Origin of the sequence: Vibrio sp. Evd11 (assembly GCF_900382755.1) — a bacterium.
Lineage (GTDB): Bacteria > Pseudomonadota > Gammaproteobacteria > Enterobacterales > Vibrionaceae > Vibrio > Vibrio lentus.
This window is the reverse complement of sequence record NZ_OSDX01000078.1, coordinates 1-20,234: the sequence shown is the minus strand read 5'-3', so window position 1 is coordinate 20,234 and position 20,234 is coordinate 1. Positions and strand designations below refer to the sequence as shown.

The 20,234-nt window shown below is 44.6% G+C and carries 15 protein-coding genes, 2 tRNA genes and 2 pseudogenes; 16 read left to right on the top strand and 3 right to left on the bottom strand.

What is annotated here, in order from left to right; all coding sequences use genetic code 11:
* Window positions 1-5: 5 nt before the first annotated feature.
* The 10 genes and pseudogenes from ED652_RS21280 to ED652_RS21235 form a co-directional block, all read left to right on the top strand.
* Window positions 6-2,054 (top strand): annotated as a pseudogene (locus tag ED652_RS21280) (efflux RND transporter permease subunit); the annotation flags it as partial.
* A gap of 259 nt (window positions 2,055-2,313) precedes the next feature.
* Window positions 2,314-2,994, top strand: a complete 681-nt coding sequence (locus tag ED652_RS21275; protein WP_065104681.1) for a DUF3313 family protein — start codon at window positions 2,314-2,316, stop codon at window positions 2,992-2,994.
* Window positions 2,995-3,383: 389 nt separating this feature from the next.
* On the top strand, window positions 3,384-4,019 hold the full coding sequence (locus tag ED652_RS21270) for an SDR family NAD(P)-dependent oxidoreductase (RefSeq protein WP_122056084.1): 636 nt from the start codon (window positions 3,384-3,386) through the stop codon (window positions 4,017-4,019).
* Window positions 4,020-4,278: 259 nt separating this feature from the next.
* Complete coding sequence (locus ED652_RS21265) at window positions 4,279-5,391, top strand: NADH:flavin oxidoreductase (RefSeq protein WP_122056083.1); 1,113 nt, start codon at window positions 4,279-4,281, stop codon at window positions 5,389-5,391.
* Window positions 5,392-5,800: 409 nt separating this feature from the next.
* A complete protein-coding gene (locus ED652_RS21260; protein ID WP_122056082.1) occupies window positions 5,801-6,448 on the top strand; it encodes a CatB-related O-acetyltransferase in 648 nt (215 codons plus the stop codon).
* A gap of 156 nt (window positions 6,449-6,604) precedes the next feature.
* Window positions 6,605-7,156: a hypothetical protein gene (locus tag ED652_RS21255; RefSeq protein WP_122056081.1), complete on the top strand. Its 552-nt coding sequence runs from the start codon at window positions 6,605-6,607 to the stop codon at window positions 7,154-7,156.
* A 99-nt stretch (window positions 7,157-7,255) separates the two neighbouring features.
* Window positions 7,256-8,722 carry a TolC family protein gene (locus tag ED652_RS21250; RefSeq protein ID WP_122056085.1) on the top strand — a complete coding sequence of 489 codons (1,467 nt, stop codon included), beginning with the start codon at window positions 7,256-7,258 and terminating at the stop codon, window positions 8,720-8,722.
* Window positions 8,723-8,725: 3 nt separating this feature from the next.
* Window positions 8,726-10,465, top strand: a pseudogene (locus ED652_RS21245) (efflux RND transporter periplasmic adaptor subunit).
* Entirely contained in the window at window positions 10,462-13,605 is a 3,144-nt protein-coding gene (locus ED652_RS21240; protein WP_122056080.1) for an efflux RND transporter permease subunit, read from the top strand. The pseudogene ED652_RS21245 and the gene ED652_RS21240 overlap by 4 nt, the downstream one beginning before the upstream one ends.
* 103 nt (window positions 13,606-13,708) lie before the next feature.
* Entirely contained in the window at window positions 13,709-14,269 is a 561-nt protein-coding gene (locus ED652_RS21235; RefSeq protein WP_122056079.1) for a cupredoxin family protein, read from the top strand.
* Window positions 14,270-14,377: 108 nt separating this feature from the next.
* Here the strand turns inward: ED652_RS21235 and ED652_RS21230 are convergent, their stop codons facing one another.
* From ED652_RS21230 to ED652_RS21220, 3 genes are all read right to left on the bottom strand, one after another.
* Window positions 14,378-14,635 (bottom strand): hypothetical protein, encoded by a 258-nt coding sequence (locus ED652_RS21230; protein ID WP_016788617.1) that lies wholly within the window; start codon window positions 14,633-14,635, stop codon window positions 14,378-14,380.
* 316 nt (window positions 14,636-14,951) lie between these two features.
* Window positions 14,952-15,026: transfer RNA gene (locus ED652_RS21225), tRNA-Gly, on the bottom strand.
* Window positions 15,027-15,064: 38 nt separating this feature from the next.
* Window positions 15,065-15,139 (bottom strand) — tRNA-Gly (locus ED652_RS21220).
* A gap of 525 nt (window positions 15,140-15,664) precedes the next feature.
* Here ED652_RS21220 and ED652_RS21215 point away from each other — a divergent pair.
* From ED652_RS21215 to ED652_RS21190, 6 genes are all read left to right on the top strand, one after another.
* The gene (locus ED652_RS21215; protein ID WP_122056078.1) at window positions 15,665-16,828 is read left to right on the top strand and encodes a threonine/serine exporter family protein; all 1,164 of its coding nucleotides are present in this window, start codon (window positions 15,665-15,667) and stop codon (window positions 16,826-16,828) included.
* A gap of 179 nt (window positions 16,829-17,007) precedes the next feature.
* On the top strand, window positions 17,008-17,346 hold the full coding sequence (locus ED652_RS21210) for a zinc ribbon domain-containing protein YjdM (protein WP_122056077.1): 339 nt from the start codon (window positions 17,008-17,010) through the stop codon (window positions 17,344-17,346).
* Between the two features lie 101 nt (window positions 17,347-17,447).
* Window positions 17,448-17,870 (top strand): N-acetyltransferase, encoded by a 423-nt coding sequence (locus ED652_RS21205; RefSeq protein WP_122056076.1) that lies wholly within the window; start codon window positions 17,448-17,450, stop codon window positions 17,868-17,870.
* Window positions 17,871-17,921: 51 nt separating this feature from the next.
* A complete protein-coding gene (locus ED652_RS21200; RefSeq protein ID WP_122056075.1) occupies window positions 17,922-18,416 on the top strand; it encodes a GNAT family N-acetyltransferase in 495 nt (164 codons plus the stop codon).
* A gap of 119 nt (window positions 18,417-18,535) precedes the next feature.
* Entirely contained in the window at window positions 18,536-18,967 is a 432-nt protein-coding gene (locus tag ED652_RS21195; protein WP_122056074.1) for a GNAT family N-acetyltransferase, read from the top strand.
* A 263-nt stretch (window positions 18,968-19,230) separates the two neighbouring features.
* Window positions 19,231-19,743, top strand: coding sequence for a hypothetical protein (locus tag ED652_RS21190; protein WP_254051725.1), 513 nt, complete (start codon window positions 19,231-19,233; stop codon window positions 19,741-19,743).
* Window positions 19,744-20,234: the final 491 nt, after the last annotated feature.

Sequence of the window (20,234 nt, the reverse complement as noted above, 5' to 3'; positions counted from 1 at the left end):
TGTAGCTGATCAGATCGTAGGTTTTAGGTTTAGTTCCAATGAATTACGCAACAAAGCCGTTCCTAGGTTCAATGCGAGCAATGTTAATTCCACTCGTAACGATTACTCTGTCACTGATTGGGTCAATGTTCTTCATGTTAAGCATGGGCTTCAGCATCAACTTGCTGACGCTATTGGCGATGGTATTAGCAATTTCTTTGGTGGTTGATGATGCAATTGTAGTGGTGGAGAACACATTCCGTCACCTAGAGGATGGCACGAGCCCAGTTAAAGCCGCCATGGACAGCGCACGTGAGATCGCGGGGTCGATTATTGCGATGACCATTACATTGGCGGCGGTATACGCACCAATCGGTTTCATGGGTGGCTTAACCGGCAAGCTGTTTACAGAGTTTGCGTTTACCTTGGCGGGTTCGGTTCTGATCTCTGGGTTTATTGCTTTAACACTGACACCAATGATGTGCTCAAAAACCCCAAACAAGTCTGTTTTAGATGGGAAACTGGTTAAGAAAATCGATGCAGTTATTGCAGGTGTAACCGAGCAATACCGTAAAGTTCTAGAGCATGTACTGAATAACCGAGCGTACATTTGGCCCGTTGTTGGCACGTTATTGATAAGCCTAGTGTTCATGTTTATGAATACCGCATCCGAGCTTGCTCCTGAAGAAGATCAGGGCGTAATGATTGTCATGGGGCAAGGGCCAGCACAAGCGAATACGGACTATATACGTCACTTTACTCCAGCATTGACTGAAGCGATTTCAGATAATGATGAAGTACAAATGACCATGTTGGATAACGGCTATATGCACAACAACGCTTTCTTTGGCCTAGGTGTATTGAAAGATTGGGATTCACGCGAAGCAACGGCGAAAGAGGTGATGCAACGCTTCGAGAAACAGAGTTCTGTGCTGCCGGGCTTGCAGGTGTATACCTTCTCTCCACCGGATCTACCAGGAACGCCACAGGGCTTGCCATTCCAGATGGTACTGAAGACACCAACGGGTTCGTATCAAGATCTTTACCAGTACGCAGAGAAATTGAAAGAGTACGCACAGAAGAGCGGTAAGTTTATCTATGTTCAAAATGACCTTAACTTCAACAAACCACAGGTAGAGATAGAGATAGACCGCGACAAAGCCGCGCAAATGAACGTGAGCGCGCAAGATATCGGTACGGTATTGTCTCGCTTCATCAGTGAAGGGTTCGTCAACTACTTCTCGATGGATCAGCGTAGCTATCAGGTGATCACTCAAGTTCCGAACGAGAATCGTAACTCTTGGGATGATTTGAAGAACTACCACGTACGATCGAATACCGGTGAGATGGTACCGCTGGCTTCGTTAATTGAAATTAGTGAATCTGTTCAGCCATCAAAAGTGGATCAATTCCAGCAGCTAAACAGTGCAATGATTGAAGCGAAAATGATGCCGGGTGTCAGTATTGGTGAAGCGTACAAAGTAATGGAAGAGGGAGCCGCGAAGATTCTGCCTACGTCGTACAGCACAGATACATCTGGTCAGCTTCGTCAGTTCTTACAAGAAGGTTCTTCGTTGGTAACAACGTTCTTCTTAGCTTTGGTGATCATCTACTTGGTACTGGCTGCGCAGTTCGAAAGCTTGCGTGACCCATTGGTGGTATTAACCAGTGTTCCATTATCGATTTTTGGTGCATTGATGCCGCTCTACTTGGGCATTGATACGCTCAACATATACACCGAGGTGGGCTTGGTTACCTTAATCGGATTGATCAGTAAGCACGGTATCTTGATTGTGGAGTTCGCGAACCAGATGCAGCAGGAGCTGAAATGCAGTCGTCGCGAAGCTGCTATCCGTTCGGCAACGGTTCGAATGCGACCAGTGTTGATGACAACGGCAGCGATGGTGGTTGGTGTTGTTCCACTGCTAGTGGCATCGGGCGCAGGCGCACAAAGTCGATTCTCGATTGGCTTGGTGATTACGGTCGGCATGTCGGTGGGTACATTGTTCACCTTGTTCGTTGTACCAACCATCTACACCTACTTGGCTGCGGATCACCGAGGACAAGAAGCCTAATTCAATAGTTAACGCTTATGTCTAAACCGTGTTGTGAAAATCACCGTTTAGATATAAGCAGCCGCAAGGCACAACAACGGTTAAACATAAGCAACCGTTAAACGTAAGCAAACAACGACTCAACAGTGAATAGCGCCATAACCGTGCTTCACTGCTGAACGAAATTTAACTAACACATATTTAATCTGTACGAATTTAATTTATGAGCCTTATCGCTTAGGGATTCGTGCATTCAAAATTCAGAAAATTAGAGGTTCACATGAAACTACATTACTTATTCCCACTACTCGCTTTGTTCACTGTTGGCTGTTCAAGCACGATGCCAAATAAGCAAGAAATTCAAAGCGTAGACTCAGAGCATTACTTCGTTGATAGCCAGTTTGATGACGATATGGCGGGGATGTCATGGATTGCGAAAGACAGCGGCACGCATTATTTCAACCAGTTTAAATTTGAAACGGTAGGCATCAAAAAAGCGGGCATAGATAACCGAGTATCGAAAGAGGTACAAACGCAATTCAAAGCTGAACTTGTCAAAAAAATGGATGAAAAGCTGGCACATAAATTACAAGGTTACTCGAACGTAATTTTGGACAATAAGGTGCTCGATATTAGCGTGATGCTGTATGGCATTGATGACATTCCAGAAGACATGCGAGTGACCGAGTTTATTCCAGTGGGCACTGTGATTGGTGCTGTTAAATACGCAGCGGGTACACGAGATCGCTCGATTCGCATGCTAGCGAGTGTTGATCTGAAAGATCACGAATCTGCTGAGCTGATTGGCCGCCGCATCTTTGTCGTGAATGATAACGGTGTTCTAGAGAATGAAAAATCTGAGATTACCGTAGCCATGTTGGATAAGAATATTGACCAAATTACTCAGCAAGCTGTCGACTTCGCTTTCGAGGTCGCTTACTTAAATAAAAAAGAAGACTAAGGCTATCGAGATAGCTTGATTACAGCTAGAGCAGTGAACGTATTGGTGTCGGTATTCTACTGATCAACGCTTTCTAACTGTTGGTCGCTAAGTTTGCTTCAATAAATCGCTTCTGTAGCGAATAGCATCTAAACAGCCTGTATCGAAAACAAAACAGACCGCCGATGATTGGCGGTCTGTTTTCATATCAGCATAGATAGAGCGAAGATTTAGTTGTTACTGAAGGCGCAACTCGTTCTTTTTCATCACCACCGGTACTAAGTCCTTGATGGGTTGTGATAAATACTCACTTTAATAGTGAGACTTATTCTCATTTGTTGATCTTGATGAAAGAACCGATTAGATTGTCCGGCTAGAATCAGCAAGTACATGATTATTTTGAGGTGTTTATGAGTACAGTTGTTGTATGGGGAGCGGGAAGTGGTTTAGGTGCGGCAATCGTTGAGCACTTCCATCTACAAGGTCATGACGTCGTGGCGGTCGCGAGAAATCCAGACAAAAATGCTCGCTTGCAAGAGCTGGGTATTAAAACACTGCGTTGTGATGCAACAATCCAAGAGCAAGTAGAGCGCACGGTGGCTGAGTTGCCGAAATCTGCACTCGTGGTCTCCAGCATGGGTAGCTTTAACGCTGAGGTTCCGGTTGACTACATTGGTCATCGTTATCTTATTAATGCGTTGGAGCAAAACGGTATTGCTCGATTTTTGTTGGTGACATCATTAGGTTGCGGTGATTCGTGGCAGTACCTATCTGAACGCTCGAAGAGAGGGTTTGGTGCTGCGGTTCGTGAAAAAACACTGGCCGAATCTTGGCTAACGTCCAGTACTTTAGATTACACAATCTTACGACCGGGTGGCTTGTTGGATGGTAAAATCACAGGTAACGGAGAGTTGTCACAACAGGTCGAAGTGCATGGCGTGATATACCGACAAGAAGTGGCGCGTCTTATCGAAACCTTGCTAGCCAACAGCGCGAGTATCGGTCAAGTATACCAGTGTGTGGATCCGACGGTGACATACGGTTAGAACGCCTCCTTATTCGCTGGCTGATAAAGCAGTTAGATGATTCATAAAGCCGTTCACTGATAATGAACGGCTTTTTCTTATACTAGTGTGACCCTACCTTAATCTAGATTAAGTTTTCCTCGTCTTATTCTCTGTACTATCCGCATAAATCAACGCCCGTTCAGTAATGGACAAAAGAGAGTCACTTTGTGAAAAAGAAGTGGTTCTCTTTTGTCTTTTAAAATGGGCAAACATAATAAAGATTTAATGAGGATAAGACTTGAGCACTTTGTTTACAGAAACCCGCATCGGCACCATGACATTGAAGAACCGCTTTATGCGAAGCGCGACGTGGGAAAATATGGCAACAGAAGATGGCCATATGACAGACAAGCTTTACGCTATCTATGAAGAGTTAGCTCAAGGTGAAGTCGGTCTGATCGTGACGGGCTATGCCAACATCGTGGAAGAAGAGAAGCCTAATGCAGGCATGATGGGTATGTATAACGACTCGTTTATCAAAGAGTATCAAAAGCTCACTCAATTGGTTCATGACTACGACTCTAAAATCGTCATGCAATTGGCATACGGTGGCACAAAGACCACGTATGATCTTGGCGAGCGAGTGATCTACGCACCAAGTGAAGTTCCTGAAAAAGGAACTCAAACACTAGGCAAAGCGATGACCAAAGATGAGATTGATTACATTGTTGATGCCTTTGCTCAAGCGTCATTGAGAGCACAAAAATCAGGCTTTGATGGTGTTGAGGTTCATGCTGCTCACACTTACCTGATTAATCAATTTCTAAGCCCTTATTACAACCAACGTGAAGATGAATACGGCGGTAGCCTAGAGAATCGCATGAGATTTCTGTTAGAGATCTATACTGCGACATGTAAGCTGGTGGGCGACGACTTCCCAATTTTAGTTAAGCTCACGGCCTCTGAATTCTTTGAAGGTGGTGTTACCTTCGATGAAACACGTCTCGTGTGCAAAAAGTTAGAAGAAGTGGGTGTTGATGGCATCGTGGTGTCAGGCAACATCCATGGTAAAGCCGACACCATGATTGGCGAATCTCACGATGGATTCACTATTCAAGCTGAAGGTTATTTTCACGAATATGGTCATGCTATCAGCCAAGACGTTAATATTCCGGTAATCACTGTGGGTGGATTGACGGATTTCGATGCCATTGAAGCCATCGCAAATAACACGGGCATTGAATATTTCGCGCTTTCAAGACCGCTGCTTTCTGAACCACATTTGGTTAAGCGTTGGAAAGAAGGGGACAGAAGCCCTGTTGAGTGCGAAAGATGTTCAAAATGCCGAACTAAACGTGGCAACTTCTGTGTCGTGAATAAAGACAGAAAAGCACAGCTTGCTCGTATGTAGTCGCTGAGCCTAGCTCCAAGAGCAAGCCTAAATTTATAAGCGAGTCTAAGTTTGAGTTTGCGTGTTAATCACAGACTCAAACTTATATTATACAAAGCGATATTTGAAACCTTATTAATCACATTCCTCTGTCAATTTGGTGCGCATAAACAGGTACAATGCGCCCGTAAATTTTTTAACCGAGTTATCGTTAACAAACCGGCTACTGTGAAATTACTTCCTCTCTTAAAGCAACCTCGAATCCACTGACGTCTCTTTAGTTTCTGCGACATTACGATCATTTCAACTGTGACTACACTATTGATGTATTAGGGCACCCAGTGCTACTACGTCAGAGAAGCTGTGCACGTTGAATCTGTATTGTCGAATATATTGATATTTAACTAATAAAGATTAATCAGAGGTAAAAATGCAAAACAAGCATTGGTCAAAATTCGAATTGCTGCATGAAGTAGTCAGCAACCCCAATATTCATATCAAAGGTCAACACAGTTACTACAGCGATTGCTGGGACAACGGCTTTGAAGGTTCAGTCGTCCGTTATCTTTATGGTGATGAAATCAGTCGTCAGTGGGAACCTCGCTGGGAAATCGATGAACTGTACATCGGTGACTATGTTTGTATCGGGGCTGAAGTGGTGATTCTGATGGGCGGTAACCATACCCACCGAGTCGATTGGTTCTCTTTGTATCCATTTATGGATGTGATTGAAGACGCCTACATCGGTAAAGGTGATACTCATATCAAGGATGGTGTTTGGTTAGGCATGCGAGCGATGATTATGCCCGGCATGACCATTGGCGAAGGCGCAGTAGTAGCGGCGAACAGCGTCGTTACAAAAGACGTTGAGCCTTACAGCATTGTCGGCGGTTCTCCAGCTAAAGTCGTTAAATACCGCTTTGATGAGTCCGTTATTGATGAGCTCATCTCAATGAAAATCTACGAGTGGCCAGCAGAGAAGTTTGAATCACTAAGACAATATCTGTGCGATTCCGACTTAACGGCACTTAAGAATGCGATGGCTGAATATGATACTAATAAGTTGTTGAATACTTAATCGTAACCAATATAGGAGCATTCTATCGCTTATGGAGTGCTCTTATTGTTTATCTATCCAGCAGTTACTATCAATTTCATCAAATATTTGTCCTTCATCGTTGACCTTACCCTTAGGGTAACCTTTATAGTTGCCGTATAAATTTAAAGGTTAGCTATGACAAACACACTCCGAACAACTTGGATTACTGTTTTCAGCATCATCGCGATGTTGATGTCTAGCTATGCCTCAAGCTCTTCAGCCATGATGGCCGATATCATGGCAACGCAGATGATGTCGAATAAATCTATCTGCCAGCACATCGATTCGCCGAGCGATCCTGATGCCACTTATGAATTTGCTGCTGGTTGTCATGTGACCGTTAGCGATTCCGATATGAACGATCATGTTCATGCAAGCACTCCTAATAGCGATCCGTCTGTTCATGATGAACACGTCATTTATGTTGAGCTATCTGCTGATGAAAAGATGGCTTCGCATCAAGAATCAATGGATGCTCACGGTGAACATGTGATGAGCAACAACTGTTGTGGCGGTTCGGATTCTGCTCATATCTATTGCTATTCTGTTTGTTCTACAGCATCACACACAATTCAGGCGATCCAAGCCAACTACCAAATTTCTTCTTCATTAGCTCGTTTTCAGCCGGTCACTATTGGCCAGAAAGTCGCACGCGCTCAATCTTTGCTACGCCCACCTGCCGCATAAATCTATATCTAAAAACATAGCGATATCAGATTCATAAATCTGATGCGCCAATCTTTTATACGCGTTATTTAACGCTAGATATGGACATTCATTGTGAATATAAAACCAACAAACTCCGTGTTTGAAATAAACGCGAGTGTCGTGGTTGCTGCTGCCTTAATTTCAAGCTCTGCTTTTATTTCAGGTAGTGCTTTGGCTGCGGCTCCTGTTTCTACACAAGTTGATCAGCAAAGCTCGTCACAGCAACTCAATACACTGATTGAGATAGCCTTAAGCCAAGATGGAAATCGCAAGCAGTACTTTGCTCAGTCTCAAGCGATGCGAGAAACTGGCATCGCCAGTGCGACGTTGATGGACCCAAAATTAAAAGTTGGATTTGGCGGTCTGCCAGTCGATAGCTTCCAATTTGATGAAGACCCAATGACCAATATTTCGGTTGGTCTGATGCAGCAATTTGAACGTGGCGATACGCTGGATCTACAGCAGAAAAAAGCGGGGCAGCAAGCGGATGGTTTGGCTCTTCAAGTGCAGGCTCGCGAACTGACCGTCGCAAATAGCATGACGCAGCTTTGGCTTGAATTGGGTTACCAACAAGTTGCAGAAAGCATCATAAATGAGAATCGACGCTTATTGGTTGAGCTAGAAAACTATGTGCAGACCAACTACTCGATTGGTAAAAGCGAAGCCCAAGACTTACTCAATGCTCAACTTCAAGTCAGCAAGCTTGATGAGAAACTGCAAGCCAACCAACAAGTTCAACGCCGTTTAATCTCTCAACTGTCTGAGTGGCTAGGTTCTGACTGGTTAGGATCTCAAGCTATTAACTCTCAGGCTGTGGATCCTCAGACTCTAGAACCTCAGGGGAGGCTTCATGCAACTAACCAAATCGATTGGTCGTTGTTGGAAAGCAAATTAGCGACCAATATCGATTCAACCAAGCATTATCAACTGTTGATGGATCATCCGCTCGTTAAGATTACAGATGCGACCATCTCATCCAATCAAACTCAAGTTGAGCTAGCCGAGCAAGCGTATACACCTCAGTTCGGTGTCGAAGTAATGTATGCCCATCGACAAGCGAACAACATGGCGGGCGAACCGGCTTCTGATCTTGTCAGCGCTTATCTAACAGTCGATATCCCTCTGTTTACGGGGAACCGACAAGACAAGAATTTGTCTGCGGCTCAGTACCAGGTTGGCGCGGCTAAATCCCAAAAAGACACCTTACTTTCCCAAATGAACGCGCAAGTGAATGCGTTATTGGTGGATAAGGCGAACCTTACCCAGCGACTAGAACGCTATCAAACGTCCTTGCTTCCTCAAACCGCGGCACGAATCAGTGCGGTGGAAAGAGGTTATCAAAACAACACTGCTCAATTTAATGATGTTATTGCAGCGACGGCGGATGAACTCGCCCTGAAGTTAGAACAACAGCGTTTGATTACCGATCTCAACATCGTAAATAGCAAGCTAGCATCGCTGGTCAGTGGCTTTGACTATCAAGTTAATGAACTGCAACTCAACACAAGCGCAACTCAACACAACAGCCAATCAATAAAGGAATAGACAATGAATACAGTAAAAGTAGCGACTATCGCTTTGTTGGTCGGTGGTGCATTGGGTTTTGGTGTGAATCACTTTGTCGTTGGGTCTGCACATAACATGTCAGCGATGGCAGGAGTGGAGGGAGCGGAATCTAAAGCTGACGAAAGTAATGAACCTCTGTATTGGGTTGCGCCAATGGACCCAAACTATCAGCGAGACAAGCCGGGTCAGTCACCTATGGGGATGGATTTAATCCCTGTTTACGCGGATGACTCAAGTGGTGCTAAAGATGAGCCTGGTACCGTGTTCATTGATTCGTCGGTAGAAAATAATCTGGGTGTCAAAACAGCGAAAGTTAACTTCGAAGCGCTGTCTCCTCGTATTGAAACCGTGGGTTATGTGGCGTTCGATGAAAGTACATTGTGGCAAACCAACGTAAGAGCAGCTGGCTGGGTTGAGAAGCTTTATATCAACGCTGTCGGTGAGAAAGTGAATAAAGGTGATGTACTGTTCACGCTTTACTCGCCAGAACTTGTAAAGGCACAAGAAGAGTTATTGAGTGCTTATAAAACGGGTCGTAAAGGATTGGTCAAGGGCTCTACTGAACGCTTGATCACCTTAGGTGTAGATAAAGCGCAGATACGATCCATCGCTCGTAAAGGGAAAGCCTCGCAAACCATCGAAATCAAAGCGCCTGCGGATGGTGTCATCGCTAGCCTGAATATTCGAGAGGGTGGTTACCTTTCGCCTGCTCAAGCGGTCATCAGTGCAGGGCCTCTAAATGAAGTGTGGGTTGATGCTGAAGTCTTTGAACGCCAAGCACACTGGATCTCATCAGGCAGCAATGCCTAAATGACACTGGATGCGATTCCCGGTAAGGAGTGGCAGGGCAACGTAGATTATGTCTACCCAATTCTGGACCCGAAAACTCGAACCTTGCGCGTTCGTTTGAAGTTCTCTAACCCGCATGGCGAGCTTAAGCCGAACATGTTCGCCAATATTGCACTGAAACCGAGCAGTGATGAATCTGTTCTTACTATCCCAAGATCGTCGGTGATTCATTCTGGTGGCATGACACGAGTAGTGCTGTCTGAGGGGGATGGCAAATACCGTTCAGCGCGTATTGAGGTTGGTCGTGAAGCCGGCGAAAAAATAGAGGTGATTCAAGGGTTGCAGCAAGGTGAGGATATTGTCACTTCTGCACACTTCATGTTGGATTCTGAATCGAGTCAATCGGCTGATCTTTCACGTATTAATGGCGTTGAGGAAGAAGCCGAAACGGTGTGGGCGAACGGTGAAGTTTCCGATGTTATGCAAGGCAGCCGCATGGTGACGATTAACCATCAACCCGTTCCAGAATGGGATTGGCCGGGCATGGTGATGAACTTCACCTTCGCTGAAGGCTTAGATATGAGAGACGTTAAGCGTGGTCAAGTTATTGATTTTGAAATGATCAAAACGGAATCAGGTCAGTATGAAGTCGTTGACTACAAGGTAAGTGATCATCAAATGGCGGGCGAAGTGTGGGTAAAGGGAGACATCACCATGCTGATGGCGGACTTCGGAATGGTCACGGTAAATCACAAGCCAGTGCCTGACTGGGATTGGAAGGCGGGTGAAATGAACTTCCAAGTAAGTGATGACCTTGATTTATCCGAGTTTACCGAGGGTCAAAGCATTCGGTTTCTAGTAGCGAAGCAAGGTTCTGATTATGTGCTCAAATCTCTCGAACCGACGAATAGCACGGGTGAGGGCACATTATGATCAATGCAATCATTCGTTGGTCCATCAGTAACCGATTTTTGGTTCTGGTTGCCACGGTCGCCATCGTATTTGGTGGCTTATACAGTGTTAAAAATACACCTGTCGATGCCATTCCAGATTTGTCAGACGTTCAGGTGATCATCAAAACCAGTTATCCGGGGCAGGCACCACAAGTGGTCGAGGATCAGGTGACTTATCCATTAACCACCGCCATGTTAGCTGTACCGGGTGCTGAAACGGTTCGTGGCTACTCGTTCTTTGGTGATTCCTATGTATATATCATCTTCAATGATGATACTGATATGTATTGGGCGCGCTCTCGCGTGTTGGAGTACTTAAGCCAAGTTGCACCTAACTTGACATCGAGTGCTAAGCCAACATTAGGGCCAGATGCAACCGGTGTGGGTTGGGTTTACAGCTATGTATTGCAAGACAAAACTGGTCAGCACGACTTAGCGGAACTCCGTAGCCTGCAAGATTGGTTCTTGAAGTACGAGCTACAAACCGTAGATGGCGTGTCTGAAGTCGCGACCGTTGGCGGTATGGTTAAGCAATATCAGGTTCAGATAGATCCGGCCAAGCTACGTGCTTATGACCTAACGCTTCAACAGGTCAACAAGGCAATCCAAGATGGTAATCAAGAAACAGGGGCGTCTGTTGTTGAGATTGCCGAAGCCGAGCATATGGTTCGTACAACCGGTTACCTCACAAGCATTGAAGACATTCAATCTCTGCCGTTAAAAGTGACCGACAAAGGTACTCCGCTGCTATTAGGTGACATTGCCGACATTAACCTTGGACCACAAATGCGTCGTGGTATCTCTGAGCTGAATGGTGAAGGTGAAGCCGTTGGTGGCGTTATCGTGATGCGCTTTGGTGAGAATGCCAGTGAAGTGATCGACTCGGTTAAATCCAAACTCGCTGAACTGCAAGCGGGCCTACCTGATGGTGTCGAGATTGTCGCGACTTATGACCGTTCGACTTTGATTGATTCAGCCGTTGAAAACCTATGGAAGAAGCTAGCTGAAGAGTTCATCGTGGTTGCGATTGTGTGTGCGCTGTTCCTGTTCCATATCCGCTCGTCGTTGGTTATCGCGCTAAGTTTACCTGTCGGTATCTTGGGTGCATTCATTGTGATGCATTGGCAGGGTATTAACGCCAACATCATGTCTCTTGGCGGAATAGCGATTGCGATTGGCGCCATGGTGGATGGTGCCATAGTGATGATCGAGAACGTTCATAAACACATTGAACGGACTCCGCTCACTGATAAGAACCGTTGGCAAGTGATTGGTAAGGCTGCAGAAGAAGTTGGCGCACCGCTGTTCTTCTCTCTGATTATTATTACCTTGAGCTTTGTGCCTGTGTTCGCGCTAGAAGGGCAAGAGGGCAAGATGTTCTCGCCACTTGCGTTTACCAAGACGTATGCGATGGCTGCAGCAGCCGGTTTGGCTATCACGCTTGTGCCTGTGTTAATGGGTTATTTCATTCGCGGCAACGTGCTACCTGAACATAAAAACCCAGTAAACCGTAGCCTAGTGGCGATGTACAAGCCGCTTCTAAACCTCAGCCTAAAATATCCAAAGGTGATGATTGTTATCGCACTTGGCTTAATGGCGTCTGCCTATTACCCAACCAGCAAGCTTGGTAGTGAGTTCATTCCTCCTTTGGACGAAGGGGATCTGATGTACATGCCAACCACGTATCCGGGCATCTCAATAGGTAAAGCGCGTGAGTTGTTGCAACAGACCAACAAGCTAATCAAAACCATTCCAGAAGTCGAAACCACGTGGGGCAAAATCGGTCGAGCAGAGACAGCAACCGATCCTGCGCCACTGACCATGATTGAAACCGTGATTCAGCTTAAACCACGAGATGAATGGCGTGACGGTGTCACTATTGAGTCGCTACGAAAAGAGTTTGATGATCTGATTCAATTCCCCGGTTTGACCAACGCTTGGGTCATGCCAATCAAAACGCGTATTGACATGTTAGCGACCGGTATCAAAACCCCAATTGGTATCAAAATCGCCGGCTCAGATCTGAGCGTGATTGAGGATATTGGCTCTCAACTTGAACCTATCTTGAATGGCGTCAATGGCACGGCCTCTGTCTACGCCGAGCGTGTTGCGGGTGGTCGTTATGTCACGATAGACATTAAACGTCGTTCTGCTGCGCGATATGGCTTGAGCATTAAAGAAGTGCAACAAGTTATCTCGACTGCGGTTGGTGGCATGAACGTGGGTGAAACCGTTGAGGGGCTAGAGCGTTATCCAATCAATGTCCGTTACCCACAAAGCTATCGTGATTCTGTCGTTAAGTTGCAGAACCTGCCGTTAGTGACACCAAATGGAGCGCGAATTGCTTTGTCTGATATTGCGGATATTCGTTACGAAGATGGCCCTCCAATGATTAAAACGGAGAACGCGCGTCCTAATGGCTGGGTATTTGTCGATATCGAAGGGCGTGACCTTGGCTCTTATGTCGCAGAGGCGCAAAAAGTTGTTTCTGACCAAATCGTCTTGCCAGCCGGGTATTCACTGGCATGGTCTGGTCAATACGAATACATGGAGCGTGCGAAGGATCGTTTGAGTGTCGTTGTGCCAATCACTATTGCCATCATCATGTTGTTGCTCTATCTCAGCTTCCGCCGTGTCGGTGAGGTGGTGATGGTCATGCTGACATTGCCACTCGCGATGGTTGGCGGCCTATGGCTGATGCACGTCCTCAATTACAACTTCTCTATCGCAGTGGGTGTGGGCTTCATCGCGCTTGCCGGGGTTGCTGTCGAGATAGGCGTCATCATGTTGGTCTACCTAAACCAAGCTTGGCACTACAAAAAGTTGGATGCAGAAGAGAACCAGCAAGCACTTCAGAGTGAAGACTTAACGGATGCGATCCGTGAAGGGGCAGGACTGCGTGTGCGCCCTGTGATGATGACGGTACTTACGGTGATTATCGGCCTCATTCCAATCATGTATGGCGAGGGTACGGGCTCAGAAGTGATGCAACGAATCGCAGCACCAATGATAGGCGGTATGGCTTCTGCGTTGTTGCTCACCTTACTAGTGTTACCTGCAATCTTTAAGCTCTGGAAACAGCGTGAGATCACTCAGAGCCAAAACGAGACAAGTAAATAACGCACTGACTATAAAGCCCTTATTTGCGAGACAGGAGTAGGTAAGGGCGCACCACATGAACATGTGAAACTAACATAAAACAGAATTAATCTAAGGAACGACCATGAAAAAGACACTAATTGCTATCGCTCTAACACTGACCACTACAACGGCTTTTGCTGAAATGGATCACTCAATGATGAAAAATGGAGAGATGGATCATTCAAAAATGAATCACAGCATGATGAAGGGTGGAAAGATGGACCATTCAATGATGATGAACATGGATGGAATGATGGATATGGAAGGTATGTCGGAAGTTGGCATGCCAGCTCAAGGCGCTAAACCCGATAAAGTGGTTCATGTTCTACTGAGTGATGACATGAGAATCACCTTTAAGAACAAGGTTGATATTGAGCCAAATGACGTAGTGCAGTTCGTTGTGATGAACACCGGCAAGATTGATCACGAGTTCTCGATTGGTTCTTCCGCAGAGCAGCTAAAGCATCGTGAAATGATGAAAAATATGGGGAATCACGCTCATGATTCGGGTAGTACAGTCACGGTTAAGCCGGGCAAAGCGAAGCAGATGCTTTGGCATTTTCACGGTGACAACCACGTAGAATTTGCCTGCAATATCCCAGGACATGCGGAAGCGGGCATGGCGAAGTCGATAACGCTTTAGGCATTATCTAATAGAGCGAGAAATAGCTGCTAGAAAAGTACTAAAAACAGAAAGCTAAAAGATAAGTCTTAGCTCATCACGTTAGTTGAGACTTATCTTTCTTGGCCACTACTGTAATAGGATCGATGTTTCCAGTAGGTGGTGAGCTTCGCCACTGAGGTGTGGTAGCTCGGACATGATCTTCTTAAGCTTGTCGTCGATTGATTCCACTTCATTCAAAGAACGAAACGCAAGCACGGCCTGTTCTGGTTCGCTGCTCACATAACCTTTCAACGTATTAAGCTGAATCTTGTTCGCATTTTCGACTTTTGACAGTGCGACATTGATTGCTTCGATGTTTATTGTTAACTCATTGCTTTTAAACATTTTTAATTATTTTGGGTTGTTGCTAATGGGCGCACATTAACACAACTGTTTTTTCGGATATTGACCAAGATTATTAAATTGGAACAATTTTGAAAATCGTTAAAAGCTAGACTGCAATATGTGATGGGAAAGGTTTAAGAAATTCGAAGCGATTTAAGGAGTTAATAGCGCTAGCTGCTTAATTAGCGTTGGTTGGTTAGACTTAATAAAATGGGTTTAAGCTATATAGATTAATGCTTATATATTTAACGAGCGGAGAAGTTTTTTGAATAGGGTATAGCTAGAAGAAAACACGTAGGGAAACATAAGGAGGAATTGGAGCGTGCAGCGGGAATCGAACCCGCATCATCAGCTTGGAAGGCTGAGGTAATAGCCATTATACGATGCACGCACACTGTCTTAAGAGTAAGACTGAAGCATCAAGAAGACTGGAGCGTACAGCGGGAATCGAACCCGCATCATCAGCTTGGAAGGCTGAGGTAATAGCCATTATACGATGTACGCACATCGTCTTAACGAGTTTGATAATGCCACATCTAACTGAAAACGAAACCTTTTTCTTTCATTTTTATTCTAAGTGCTCGCATAACCACCACTCCGCTAGTTTTTCCATCATGTTCGGCGCTTTCAGAGTGAATAAAATGTGACTAAAGTCTCGTTAAACGTAGGGCGAGAAACAACAAAGAACCCTCCGCTCTTTCTAAGACCCATTCAGTTGGATTTATAAACCTATTTTAGTGGTGTTTTCTCATCATAAAATCTACATAAATACAGGCAATTTGACTGTTAACATAAACTGGTTTCCATTTGTATTTTTGATGCCCATTAATAACAATCTGGATGCATGATTTTAACTTGCCAGTCTGTCAAAGTATTCATCAAGCGAATCCGAGGCGGGTGGAGTTATAGGCTCCTCTAAGCGTTCGAAGAAAAAAGTAACGAATTTAGTTGATAATTCATGCAAAACTCTCGTCATTACCTCTATCGTTTGGTACATTTGCCGAACATTTTGTCTCCCCTAAAATTCCCATGCCTTCTCAGTTCCGAATTAACAAAATTGTTGAAATTGGTGACACTCTTCATCGCAGTGGTTGTGCTCCTTACAAGCTAGAGAAATACACCCAATTCTATGCAAAAAAGCATGGTGTTGATGTGATGATCCAAGCAACGCCAACCGCGATTAATTATCAATTTCCAGACGATAACAACGCTGTGATTCTAAAGCGTCTAAAGCCTGCTTCGATTAACTTGAGTTTGTTGGCCAATACCATCATTCGTATTAACCAACCGAGCAGTGAGCCTGTGCCAGAGCCTGTCGGTTACTCTAAACTTGTAACGGCACTTGCCAATATGGGTATTCCGCCAGCGTATCTGATGCTTATTGGCAGTACGTTGGAAGCCGTTGGCTTTTCTGCGTTACTGGGTCTGATGGTTTGGGTATGCCAGCAAGTTCTTCATTCACGTCGCGCTATTGCGGTTGAATTCATCTCGGCACTATTAACGGGTATCTTCGTGGCATTTTTGGCAAGCACAGGGTTGCCGATCCCGGTGTGGGCGTTATGTATCGCTTCGATCGTCTTGTTTGTCCCCGGGTTATCCATAGCCAACGCATTAGAATGTTTGGCGTTTAATGATCTCGTCTCTGGTACCAGTTTATTAGGGCAGAGTGCCTTAACGCTGATCAAGCTGTTTGTTGGGATTATCATGGGTCTCAATATTGGTGAAGCAATATGGGGACAAGCGGTTTCTATCGACTATACCAATGCGGTACCGATGTGGATGCACATATCAGGCTTGGTGTTGATCTCAGTATCTATCGGTGTGATGTTCAATGCGCGCCCTAAAGACATCTTGCTTGGCTTGCCAGTTGCGGTTCTGGGTATGTGGGGGCCATTCTACCTTGGTTTTGATAGTGGCTGGGTTGTGGGTACTTGGGTAACGACGGTTCTTATTACTTTGTACGGGACTTGGATTGCCAAGAAGATGGAGCTCACGGGCTCTATTTATATCGTGCAAGGGATCATCATCTTGGTTCCGGGTAGCCGAGTATTAGTGAGTGCCAGCCAGTCGGTGTTTGAACAATCGATTTTGCCTATTCCGAGTATTGGTTTGTCGGCGTTATTCATGTTCTCTGCAATCGTGGCAGGGCAAATCACCGCTTACTCGATTTACTCGCCAAAAGTCGAACGTTAATCCGTTCCGCTTCTCAAACCTTTAAACAAACACAGCTTAGCGGCTGTGTTTGTTCGTTTCAGGTGCTGTTCTTTTCTACGTTAAATTACGCTACCGAAAATTGGTTCGATTTGTGCTCGCTAAGCCTAACAAGAGTCATTAAAATGGACGCAAATTCTATTTAAATGAAGTATTAACGTATGTCTTTACCTCCTTGTCCGCAATGCCAATCTGAATATGTCTACCCAGACCAAAACAACCTAATCTGCCCTGAGTGTGCCTATGAATGGAATCCAGAAGAAAAGCGTTTAGAAAGAGAAGCCGCGCGTGTTAAGGACGTGAATGGCGTGGTATTGGAAAGTGGAGATAAAGTTACCTTCATTAAAGATCTAAAAATCAAAGGCAGTTCTTCTGTACTGAAAATCGGCACTAAAGCGGTAATCAGACGAATTAATGAAGGCAAAGATCATCAGTTAGATTGTAAGCTGGATGGTGGCGGTGAAATGCTGGTGACTGCACAGTACGTGAAAAAACAGTAACCATTCTTCCGGACGATTGTCGTAAATGTTCAATGCTTTTGGGCCGTTGTTGAGCATACTGACTGGCAAACAGAGTCAAACTTAAACGTTAGAGAATCAAAATGATCAGAGAATACAGCGCAGCCGACACTGAAACGGTCCTAAATATTTGGCTCACGGCTTCCATTAAGGCACACAATTTTATGGCGCCTGAATTTTGGAAGTCACAAGTGGGCAATATGCGCGATATCTACCTTCCTGCGTCACAAACCTATGTGTTCCAAGCTGACGGGGAAGTTCGCGGGTTTTATTCGCTTTATGAAGGGATATTGGCCGCGATCTTTGTCTGCCCTGAGCATCAAGGGAGTGGCATTGGGAAACAGCTCATGCAACATGCCAAGCTTGAATGCCCGAACTTGTCTTTGAATGTGTACAAAGAGAATCAAGCGACCATTGAGTTCTACCTTTCTCAAGGCTTTAACATCGTAAGTGAACAAGCAGATGAGCACACAGGGCACCATGAGTACACCATGCATTTAGCCTAGCGTTGGGCTTAGTGAATAGTCAGACGAGCATTAGGTAGGAATAGAAGTTATATGGATATAGTCAAAGCCAACATGGCGCACTCGAAAGCGTTCCAACATTATGTAAAAGCTTGTATCGATGATGGACTCGAAATCTATACCGGTATTTCTGATGGCAGCGATGCGTATTTAAAAAGGCGAATAGCTTATTCAAAAGGTGAGTGTTTGCCTGAAGGGTGGACGCCAGCTTCTACTTACTTTTGTATCGAGTCTGGTCAAATCCTTGGTGTGATAAGAGTTCGTCATGGTACCAGTGAATACATTCATGACGTTATCGGCCATATAGGCTACGAGACTTTGCCACAAGCGAGAGGGCGAGGTATCGCAAGTCATATGTTGTCTTGGGTTCAACGTCACGTACTGACTGAAAACGCTATTATTACCTGTGAATACGGTAATATTGCTTCGCAAAAAGTGATTGAGAAGTGTGGTGGACAGTTCTTAAATACCTTTTACTCAGAGCAAGATAAACACGAAGTTCTACGCTATCAACTAAACCCTAAATGAACACTGAAGCATGGCACCTTCCAATTCTCACTTGCTTGTCGTGAGCGAGTTTTTGGAAATGAAGCCGCTGGTGACTCTGATTCATTAGTTATAGTTCATTGATTATTGTTGGAGATATTTTGAAGTATTCGACAAGACCCGCTCAGTCATCAGATTATGAATTTCTGTTTGAACTAAAAAAGGCGGCTGAATTTGAGCCAATCAAAGCTGTTTTTGGCTGGGATGAGCAGATTCAACGAGATATACACGCCGAAGAGTGGGCAGAAGAACGGCCTGAAATCATTGAATATCAAGGCAAAGTGATTGGTAGTGTGTTGTTGCAAAACAAAGAGGATCACTTCTACTTTTGCCGATTCTTCCTAATGCCTGAATATCATGGCAAAGGTATTGGCAGCCAAGTTTTAACGGATTGCTTAGCTCAAGCAGCCAAACTCAATAAGCCTGTGGCGTTGTGTTATTTACAAGGTAATCGAGTTGGGGAATTGTATTTAAGGTTTGGCTTCGAAATCACCTCGCAAAACGATCAGTTTGTCTATATGTGGCGTGAATAGTTAGTAATAATTGAGGCGAGCTCATTCCTTTAGCCTGTATCTCCATCAGATAGTTGCCTTAATCTTGCCAACAGAGGACGTGTAAATATGAGAACTGTCAGCTGAATTATAAAATAATGCTAACCATATCAATATTTTATCAATCTGTGTTTTCGGTCTGCACTTTTAATGATAGGGTCGCCGAATAATTATATTGATAAGAATAAAGGCTTTATATAAAACATTTTCTGCCAATGGCTTTGGTAGCTGGCTTAACGGGTTGTATGACGTTACCTCATAATGCGTCGAATACTCTATCTGCTCCTCATGGAGATGGAGCTATTGGTATTACTACGAAGATCATTAAGGTTGGTAGTGCTTATCCGTGTGATACTTTCTCGATTCTAATGAACGAAAAGATTGGTGATGAACTCGCTCAAGAGCCGGAGACGTTGAGAATGACAGTCTACGAAGATCTAGAGTACGTATTGTTTGATAATATCAAGCCAGGTAGTTACGTTGTTAAAGAAGCACGCTGCAATGTTCCAAGAGGGATCGCTGTAGACGGATATAAACGTTACCACTCTATCGAAATGTCGAGTGAGTACATGGTTAAACCCAACACATTGACCTTAACTGATGACCTAATCTTTGCTGCTCAGGAAACTGAGAAGGACTTTTATTTCACAGTTGAATCAAGTGAAGAAGTTTCCATTTACCTTGAGGGTCTGCTTGCGGTATCAGATACTATCGGTGAAGAGTGGAATATAGAAACTCCTAAGAGTCAGCAGCTCTAATCGTTCGTTGGCTCCAAAGTACTAGCTGCCTTAAAACTGGTTAACTTAGCTGGAAATTGTAAATAAACTCAATGGTACGCTGTGTCATTGAGTTTATTAGTTTTGAGGGGCGACTTAGATTTGATAGTCAGTAACGCCCGAATGTTACTACTACAGATCTGCACTCTTCATTAAGCCTTCTTTTGGCTCCTAATTGTTTGCCTGCAATATCTTCAAAGTAAAAATCTTGCGACGATACTACCCCAAAACCTGTTTGTAGCATCGCTAGAATCAGAGTTATCGACATTCATTTCCCAATTTTAACTCGGAATTATTAATCTTACTGGTTTCAGTAACTAACGGTTTCTTGCGACTGAACTTTTTACAAGTGCATGAGGCGGTGCACCAAAGGCTTTCTTAAAAGCATTAGTGAAATTGGAAGGGTGCTGATAACCTGATCTGCTCCAGTCAGACTGGACACTTAACTAAGCGACATTTTGTTTTTCAAAGTT

What these genes read in the sequence shown, in the direction of transcription:
- ED652_RS21260 (WP_122056082.1), top strand. Translation starts at nt 5,801, where the DNA reads ATGCAAAACAAGCATTGGTCAAAATTCGAATTGCTGCATGAAGTAGTC.
- ED652_RS21240 (WP_122056080.1), top strand. Translation starts at nt 10,462, where the DNA reads ATGATCAATGCAATCATTCGTTGGTCCATCAGTAACCGATTTTTGGTT.
- ED652_RS21190 (WP_254051725.1), top strand. Translation starts at nt 19,231, where the DNA reads ATGACGTTACCTCATAATGCGTCGAATACTCTATCTGCTCCTCATGGA.
- ED652_RS21230 (WP_016788617.1), bottom strand. Translation starts at nt 14,635, where the DNA reads ATGTTTAAAAGCAATGAGTTAACAATAAACATCGAAGCAATCAATGTC.
- ED652_RS21210 (WP_122056077.1), top strand. Translation starts at nt 17,008, where the DNA reads ATGTCTTTACCTCCTTGTCCGCAATGCCAATCTGAATATGTCTACCCA.
- ED652_RS21235 (WP_122056079.1), top strand. Translation starts at nt 13,709, where the DNA reads ATGAAAAAGACACTAATTGCTATCGCTCTAACACTGACCACTACAACG.
- ED652_RS21200 (WP_122056075.1), top strand. Translation starts at nt 17,922, where the DNA reads ATGGATATAGTCAAAGCCAACATGGCGCACTCGAAAGCGTTCCAACAT.
- ED652_RS21215 (WP_122056078.1), top strand. Translation starts at nt 15,665, where the DNA reads ATGCCTTCTCAGTTCCGAATTAACAAAATTGTTGAAATTGGTGACACT.
- ED652_RS21270 (WP_122056084.1), top strand. Translation starts at nt 3,384, where the DNA reads ATGAGTACAGTTGTTGTATGGGGAGCGGGAAGTGGTTTAGGTGCGGCA.
- ED652_RS21275 (WP_065104681.1), top strand. Translation starts at nt 2,314, where the DNA reads ATGAAACTACATTACTTATTCCCACTACTCGCTTTGTTCACTGTTGGC.
- ED652_RS21205 (WP_122056076.1), top strand. Translation starts at nt 17,448, where the DNA reads ATGATCAGAGAATACAGCGCAGCCGACACTGAAACGGTCCTAAATATT.
- ED652_RS21255 (WP_122056081.1), top strand. Translation starts at nt 6,605, where the DNA reads ATGACAAACACACTCCGAACAACTTGGATTACTGTTTTCAGCATCATC.